General features: G+C 43.6%; 4 protein-coding genes and 1 pseudogene. 1 reads left to right on the plus strand and 4 read right to left on the minus strand.

Annotated features, from left to right (window positions below):
- The 4 genes from G468_RS0116940 to G468_RS0116955 all read right to left on the minus strand — a co-directional run.
- Positions 1-425, minus strand: a 425-nt coding sequence (locus G468_RS0116940; RefSeq protein ID WP_026824029.1) for a putative phage tail protein, incomplete at its 3' end; no start/stop codon positions are given.
- 5 nt (positions 426-430) lie between these two features.
- A complete protein-coding gene (locus G468_RS0116945) occupies positions 431-1,501 on the minus strand; it encodes a baseplate J/gp47 family protein (protein WP_026824030.1) in 1,071 nt (356 codons plus the stop codon).
- Positions 1,491-1,868, minus strand: a complete 378-nt coding sequence (locus G468_RS0116950) for a phage GP46 family protein (RefSeq protein WP_026824031.1) — start codon at positions 1,866-1,868, stop codon at positions 1,491-1,493. Before G468_RS0116950 ends, G468_RS0116945 begins: the two co-directional genes overlap by 11 nt.
- A complete protein-coding gene (locus G468_RS0116955; RefSeq protein WP_026824032.1) occupies positions 1,868-2,407 on the minus strand; it encodes a phage baseplate assembly protein V in 540 nt (179 codons plus the stop codon). The genes G468_RS0116950 and G468_RS0116955 overlap by 1 nt, the downstream gene beginning before the upstream one ends.
- Before the next feature lie 48 nt (positions 2,408-2,455).
- Between G468_RS0116955 and G468_RS0116960 the strand changes: the two are divergent.
- Positions 2,456-2,674: pseudogene (locus G468_RS0116960) on the plus strand (hypothetical protein); the annotation flags it as partial.

The following is a 2,674-nucleotide window of genomic DNA, read 5'->3' on the forward strand; positions in this document are numbered from 1 at the left end:
ATGTTGATCCGCCAGTAATAGCGCCATTTGTCGCCCCAAGCTGGATCTGGCGTACTATCGCGATGTTGAAATTGTTCTATTGTTGCTGTGTGATATCCTAGGATTTCTAGCTGTTTTTTGAAGAAGGCTTCGTTTATGCCCCCCACGGTATTTACTTTTGCATCAAGTACTTGCTGTCTTTCTGTGAGCGTCTGTTTTCTTCTGGCTAGGCATTTATCCGGTAAACCGCAAAGTTTTTCGTATCTTTCAATCAATTCAACGGATTCTGCCGGATTAATCTCTATCATCAGACTATCGGCATGTTGATGTGCGTTAGCTAGTGACGGCGCTAAACCTTTAATCAAAGGATCCGCTTCATCCCAAGCTGAACCATGCGGCAACAACGCTCTTAGCAATTGCGTATATTCTTCGTCCAGATTTCTCACGATGCTCACTCCTTATATTTCGCCCACGTAACTTCACCCAATATCGGCACTTCTGTATTGGTTAAATTAATATCTGTTGTTGGTGTTACGAGGCGGTGTGCTACCTCGCCTGTTGCAGCGCTAATCGCTTCTGATAATCGTGACAGAAACAGCTTGCTGTTTGGCTCCCCTTCTCGCTGAAAAAAAGCCTTGATCTCTAGAATGACAGCGTCGCGTATTTCTGGCGTATCTGTTGATAGCGCTATAGAGATGGGTACTTTTTTTTCTGTCACCGCAAAGACGGTTAAGCCACTGCCTGCAACAGGCGCTCTAGGCAAGATATACTCTTGTACTTTGTTCACTAATTCTGTTGTTGGTGCTGGATGATCTACATTATCCGTTGCAATCATAACACCTACTGTTCCTATTCCTTTCTTGTGTCTATGCGTCCAAGCTCTGGCAATACCTACAACCTCCTTAGCCCAACGGACATAATCAGAATCAGCGCCTCCTTGTGGTGTATCGTACCAGCGCATCATGATTCGTTGTCGCCAACTATCAAGCTCTTCAATATCACTCCCACCTCGCAAGCTATCGGTATAGCAAGTTGATGAAATACCCGTAATAGGCGTGATAAGTCTTAATGGTGTACGGTCATCACAATTACTCGCTTGACCGCTGTTAGCAGCAACAACCGGAATTTTAATCACCGAGTTCTCGACTTTTTTTTCTTCAGTTGTGGTGTATATTTGCCCATCATCTCTCTGCATTTCGGTATGAATGGGTATTGTTATATCTTTGTCTACACTTTCCCAACGAACAAAACCACTTGCTTTTGTTGCACCTTTACGAAGACAACGCTTGATGTTACCGTGGCGTATCAACCAATCCTCATCAGCCAAATCAGGCAAGATATTTCTAGCCAGATAGTCTATATATCCGTACAAGGTGTGTACCGCTGCGGCTTGAACTCTGGCATAAACTTCTGCATCCAAGCGCCTCAATACGCCGTCTTCATTGAATCTCGTCAATAAATCATTCCGTATCGTGTCGATTAATTGAGGAAGCGTTGGGCGAGAGAATCCACTATTTAGCATTAATTTCACTCCAAATATTATCAAATGTAAGGCTTTTTCCTGTGCCATCCGTTAAGGTGATAGTCACCTTCGCCTTGAGCGTGTCTATAGCAGTTCTGTTGACTTCAACATCGATACGGCTAGCAATATCATCATCTACCATCCACTTAAGCGCCTCGCTGATATATTCCTTTGCCTTTGGTGCAGTCCGATTCGTGAGCGTGCTTCTTTTTAACAAATACAATCGAGATCCAATCCGGTCATTTTGTACCGTTGGATAGCTATCACCCCACCAACCAAACGGAAAATCAATATCATCATCTGGCTCGGCTCTTCGCCAAGTGAACAAAGAGATAATCACCGCACGGGTGAGTTTATTCTGGTACATTACTCCATCCTTGAATTTGGTAGGCCAGTTGTTCCTCCGCTATCCCCTCGGTGAGTGTGGCTATTGTATTGTTTTCTCATCGTACTCAATGAGCCTGTTTTGTCTTTCACCTCTTCCGAAGAAATAATTGAGCCTGACGTTCTTACTTGTGGCGTATCGAGTACAACTTCTTTTTTTGCGTGAATGACAAAAGTTTCAGTTGTGGCTTCAATCAGTCTGCCTCGCTTGAGTACAACGCTATCACCTTCATCCGTATAGATAGCCACTTCACCGCTTTTCATACCTTTGAGGCGATAGCGACGGTCAGCAACGTTAATCAAAACGCCGTGAGAGCGATCACCAGCGAGGAATAATGCGACACCTTCCGCTCCTGAATGTGATGTTGACGTGAAACCGTACGGCTCCAAATGCTCTATGCCAGTTTTTTGTTCACCAGCTAGCATTAATATGTCTGCCTTTTGGCAAGCAGAGTTGTTATCCAATCGTTTAATGATTACCCTTGACCATAGACGATTGAATAAAGTCATAATTTTTTGCATAACTTAATCTCTAATAGGTTAAACTAAAGAAAAAAAGGAGATTCCCCAATGGCTCAAGTTGCATTTGATACACTACAGGCATCGGAAGAGCTTCAAACGGCTGGACTTACTAGTCAGCAAGCTAAGGCTATTTCGCTTGTCGTGCGCAAGTCACATGAGGTTGCTGATGTAGCGACTAAAGCTGATATTGCAGAACTTAAACGTGATATATCTGATGTTAGAAAAGAAATTGCTGACGTTCGCAAAGACTTATCTGCTGAGATAGCT

The sequence above is a fragment of the Arsenophonus nasoniae DSM 15247 genome, from assembly GCF_000429565.1.
Taxonomy (GTDB): Bacteria; Pseudomonadota; Gammaproteobacteria; order Enterobacterales; family Enterobacteriaceae; genus Arsenophonus; species Arsenophonus nasoniae.

Excerpts from the sequence above, each read along its gene's own strand:
- G468_RS0116945 (WP_026824030.1), bottom strand. The coding sequence starts at position 1,501 with ATGCTAAATAGTGGATTCTCTCGCCCAACGCTTCCTCAATTAATCGAC.
- G468_RS0116950 (WP_026824031.1), bottom strand. The coding sequence starts at position 1,868 with ATGTACCAGAATAAACTCACCCGTGCGGTGATTATCTCTTTGTTCACT.
- G468_RS0116955 (WP_026824032.1), bottom strand. The coding sequence starts at position 2,407 with ATGCAAAAAATTATGACTTTATTCAATCGTCTATGGTCAAGGGTAATC.